Source organism: Streptomyces sp. NPDC029164, assembly GCF_055563995.1.
The window spans coordinates 1-3681 of record NZ_JBVHWW010000085.1 but is presented as its reverse complement, the minus strand read 5'-3'; the positions used below and the strand labels follow the sequence as shown (position 1 = coordinate 3681).

Annotated in this window: 5 protein-coding genes; 2 read left to right on the top strand and 3 right to left on the bottom strand. The window is 72.3% G+C overall.

Annotation, left to right across the window (positions count from 1 at the left end; all coding sequences use genetic code 11):
* Nucleotides 1-316 precede the first annotated feature (316 nt).
* Nucleotides 317-1324, bottom strand: a complete 1008-nt coding sequence (locus tag ACZ4VT_RS37270; protein ID WP_467955799.1) for a stage II sporulation protein M — start codon at nt 1322-1324, stop codon at nt 317-319.
* A 111-nt stretch (nt 1325-1435) separates the two neighbouring features.
* Between ACZ4VT_RS37270 and ACZ4VT_RS37265 the strand changes: the two genes are divergently transcribed.
* Nucleotides 1436-2416 (top strand): RDD family protein, encoded by a 981-nt coding sequence (locus tag ACZ4VT_RS37265; protein ID WP_467955797.1) that lies wholly within the window; start codon nt 1436-1438, stop codon nt 2414-2416.
* Between the two features lie 18 nt (nt 2417-2434).
* Entirely contained in the window at nt 2435-2740 is a 306-nt protein-coding gene (locus tag ACZ4VT_RS37260; protein WP_467955795.1) for a hypothetical protein, read from the top strand.
* A 32-nt stretch (nt 2741-2772) separates the two neighbouring features.
* On the opposite strand, the gene ACZ4VT_RS37255 is transcribed toward ACZ4VT_RS37260, so the two are convergent.
* The gene (locus tag ACZ4VT_RS37255) at nt 2773-3393 is read right to left on the bottom strand and encodes a hypothetical protein (protein ID WP_467955793.1); all 621 of its coding nucleotides are present in this window, start codon (nt 3391-3393) and stop codon (nt 2773-2775) included.
* Between the two features lie 120 nt (nt 3394-3513).
* On the bottom strand, nt 3514-3681 hold a 168-nt coding region (locus ACZ4VT_RS37250), incomplete at its 5' end, for an adenosylhomocysteinase (protein WP_467955801.1).

Sequence of the window (3681 nt, the reverse complement as noted above, 5' to 3'; positions counted from 1 at the left end):
CGACTCTATCAGACTCTTTCGTGTCCGACTTCCTCGGCGCTTTCCAGTTCCTGCGCTTTCGCGCTTTCCCTTTTCGGCGATTCCGACTCTATCAGAAGTTCTCCACCGGATTTCCCGGCTCGGATTCCTGAATGAGGAGTCGGCTACGCCCCACTGGAATTCAATTCCTTGATGGGGGCGAGAGATAGGTTAAACCATCGCTGCCGAACTTGTCCAGTCCGAGGCAACCGTTCAAATCTACCTCCCCGCGCGCTCCGTGTCAACGGTCTTCGCGGGACGACGAGGAGACTAGCAGCTCAGCGGGCTCGTACGCACATCAGGCAGCGGTCGGAAGCGTTGCCGTCCGGTCCGCGGCTTCCACGTCGCCCACCTCGCCCGCGCGGGAGGCCCTGCCGCCCAGCACGTAGACGTAGATCAGGAAGGCGGCCTCGGCGAGGACGCCGATGGTGATGCGGGCCCAGGTGGGGAGGCCGGACGGGGTCACGAAGCCCTCGATCAGGCCCGAGACGAACAGGACCACCGCGAGGCCGATGGCCATGCCGAGGGCCGCGCGGCCCTGCTCCGCCAGGGCGGTGCGGCGGGTGCGTGGACCCGGGTCGATGACCGTCCAGCCCAGGCGCAGGCCCGTACCCGCGGCCACGAAGACGGCGGTCAGTTCGAGCAGGCCGTGCGGAAGGATCAGTCCGAGGAAGACGTCGAGGCGGCCGGCGGAGGCCATCAGGCCCAGGCCGACTCCGAGGTTGGCCATGTTCAGGAACAGGATCCAGAGCACGGGAAGTCCGAGGAAGGCGCCGAGGACGAGGCAGATCGCCGCCGCCTGGGCGTTGTTCGTCCAGACCTTGGCGGCGAAGGAGCCCGCGGGGTGGCTGGAGTAGTACGTCTCGTACTCGCCGCCCGGCTGCGTGAGCGCCTTCAGGTCCTCCGGGGCCGCGATGGCTCCCTGGACCTCGGGGTGCGTGGCTATCCACCAGCCGATGAGCACGCCGAGAGCCGTGGAGAGCAGCGCGGTCGGTATCCACCAGCGGCGGCTGCGGTAGACCGCGGCCGGGAAGGCCGCCGTGAAGAAGAGGGCGGCGTCGCGCCAGCCGGCCCGGCGGGTGCCCGTCACCGTGGCACGGGCTCGCGCGACCAGCTGGGTCAGCCGGCCCGTGAGCACGGGGTCGGGGGTGCTGGACTGGATCTGGGAGAGATGGGTGGAGGTGCGCTGGTAGAGCGCGACGAGTTCGTCGGCCTCCGCGCCGGTGAGCTTGCGGCCGCGGCCCAGGAGCTGCTCCAGGCGGTCCCATTCCGCCCGGTGTGCCGTCACGAAGACGTCGAGATCCATCCGGTTGCCGCTCCCCTGCCCCAGGTCACCTGCTGCTGCCTATTCCTCGTGTGGTCAGCTTGGCAGACTGGAGGCCGTTGGGGCGGGGCAGGTCACATGAGAGGTGCTGCGGTGAGCGATCTGGTGACGGGGGACGCGGTCGTCCTGGGGCTCAGGCCCGCGAGGCTGCCGAGCCGCGGGCTGGCGATCCTCCTGGACCTGCTCGTGTACGTCACCGGGTACGTGCTGCTCTCGGTCGGTCTGGCCCTCGCGACCTCCTCGCTGGACGACGCCGCCCAGGCGGCGGTGGGGGTGGCGAGCTTCCTGCTGTTGATGGTCGGTGTGCCGATAGCGGTCGAGACCCTGTCCCACGGGCGCTCCCTGGGCAAGCTGGCGTGCGGGCTGCGGGTGGTGCGGGACGACGGCGGGCCGATCCGGTTCCGGCACGCGCTGGTCCGCGGGGCCATGGGGGTGGTGGAGCTGCTGCTGACCTTCGGGACGGTGGCGTGCATCGCCTCGCTGATCTCTGCGCGCGGGCGGCGGCTCGGGGACGTCTTCGCCGGGACGCTGGTGGTCCGCGAACGGGTGCCGGGGGCCCGGGTGATGCCGGTGCCTGCGCCTCCGCCGTGGCTGGCCGGGCGGTTCACCGGGCTGGACCTGTCGGCGGTGCCGGACGGGCTGTGGCTGGCGATACGGCAGTACCTGACGCGGATGAACCAGCTGGATCCGCAGGTGGGCGCCGCGATGGCGGCGCGGCTCGCGGACGATCTCGTGGCGCGTACGGGGGCGCCGCCGCCGGCGGGGGTGCCGGCTGCCGCGTTCCTGATGGCCGTGGTGCACGAGCGCCAGACGCGGGACGCCGCCCGCGCCTTCGGCGCCGGTCCCGGTGCGCCCGGGGTGCCCGGGACCGTGGCGGGCCCGCCCGGGACGGCTCCGGGGACGCCGCCCGTGTGGGGGCACCCCGCTTCCGGGGCGCCCGTACCCCAGGCCGTACCGCAGGCGGGCCAGCCGGCCCCGGTCCCGGGCAGGGCGCCCGCCGCCCCAGGGGTGGCGCCCGCTCCGTCGGCCCCCGTGCCGCCGCGGCCCGCGACTGGGTTCGCGCCCCCGGCGTGATCGCCTAGCCTGCACGGCATGTCTGCGAACATCGCCTTCACCTTCCGCGTCACGGGCATCGACCACGAGGCCCGGGCGCGGGCGGTCGTCGAGGAGCTCCGTGAGCTGATGCGGGACGAGAGCATCGGCGGCCAGGTGAGCATCGGCATCGTGCCGGAGCGCGGCGGGCACGTCGTCACCGGCGGGACCGACTTCCCGGTCTCCGTCAGCCGCGCCCACCTCTGGTGCCCGGAGTTCGAGAAGTCCCTCGCCTGGTACGCGAAGGAGGCCGCGCCTTCGGCGATGTGCGCGGTCGAGTGGAGCCACCCGGACGGGGAGCACTGACGCGGGGCCGCGCCGGGGAGTGCCGGGCCACTTCAGTCCTCGGGGAAGGCCGACGGCGGGGTCTCCAGGTGTTCGAGTTCGATGCCGGGGGCCGAGAGGACCACGTCGCCGGCGAGGTGGATCGTGTGGACCTCGCCCGTGTCCAGGGCGCTGACCTGGTACTCGTCCACCAGGAGCGGGCCGCTGTCGGTGGGGTGCTCCTCGCGTGCGAGCAGGGCCCACGCCTGGTCGACCGTACGGGGGGCCAGGACCGGGTCGGTGAGGGCGAGGAGCCGGACACGGGTGGCGGGGGCACCGGGGGTCAGGCGCAGCAGGCGGGCCGTGGCGACGAGGAACGCCGGAGAGGTCCCGGTGAAGCCGGGCGCGGCGATGTTGCCCTCGGTGGCCTCGGTGCCGGTGGGGTCGGTACGGACCCAGGTGACGCCGTCGATGGCGGCTCCGCGGACCTGCCAGCTCGCGGCGTTCACTTCGAGGCGGATGGGGCGGCCGAGCTCGTCGATCGCGAGGTCGACGGAGCCCCGGTGGTCGCCGTTCGGGGCGGTGAGCTGGGAGACGTAGCGCCAGCCGGAGGGCCCGGGGGCGCAGTGGAAGTGCTCCTCGCCGAGGGGGGTGTGGTCGTGCGGGTCGTGGAGCGAGTATCGGCCGCGGGGCATGGTGCGCACACTTCTTGGGGTCGAGGGATACGGGGCAGGCCCCCGGCACGGGTGCCGGGGGCCTGCTTCACGTTCTGCCGCCGCTGATCAGGATCCGATCAGGAGCTGATCAGAGGTTGATCAGTAGCGGTAGTGGTCCGGCTTGTACGGGCCCTCGACCTGGACGCCGATGTACGCGGCCTGCTCCGGGCGGAGGGTGGTCAGCTTGACGCCGAGGGCGTCGAGGTGGAGGCGGGCGACCTTCTCGTCGAGGTGCTTGGGGAGCACGTAGACCTCGGTCGGGTACTC

Bases quoted from the DNA above. Each gene is read 5' to 3' on its own strand.
- ACZ4VT_RS37260 (WP_467955795.1), top strand. From the start codon at position 2,435: ATGTCTGCGAACATCGCCTTCACCTTCCGCGTCACGGGCATCGACCAC.
- ACZ4VT_RS37270 (WP_467955799.1), bottom strand. From the start codon at position 1,324: ATGGATCTCGACGTCTTCGTGACGGCACACCGGGCGGAATGGGACCGC.
- ACZ4VT_RS37255 (WP_467955793.1), bottom strand. From the start codon at position 3,393: ATGCCCCGCGGCCGATACTCGCTCCACGACCCGCACGACCACACCCCC.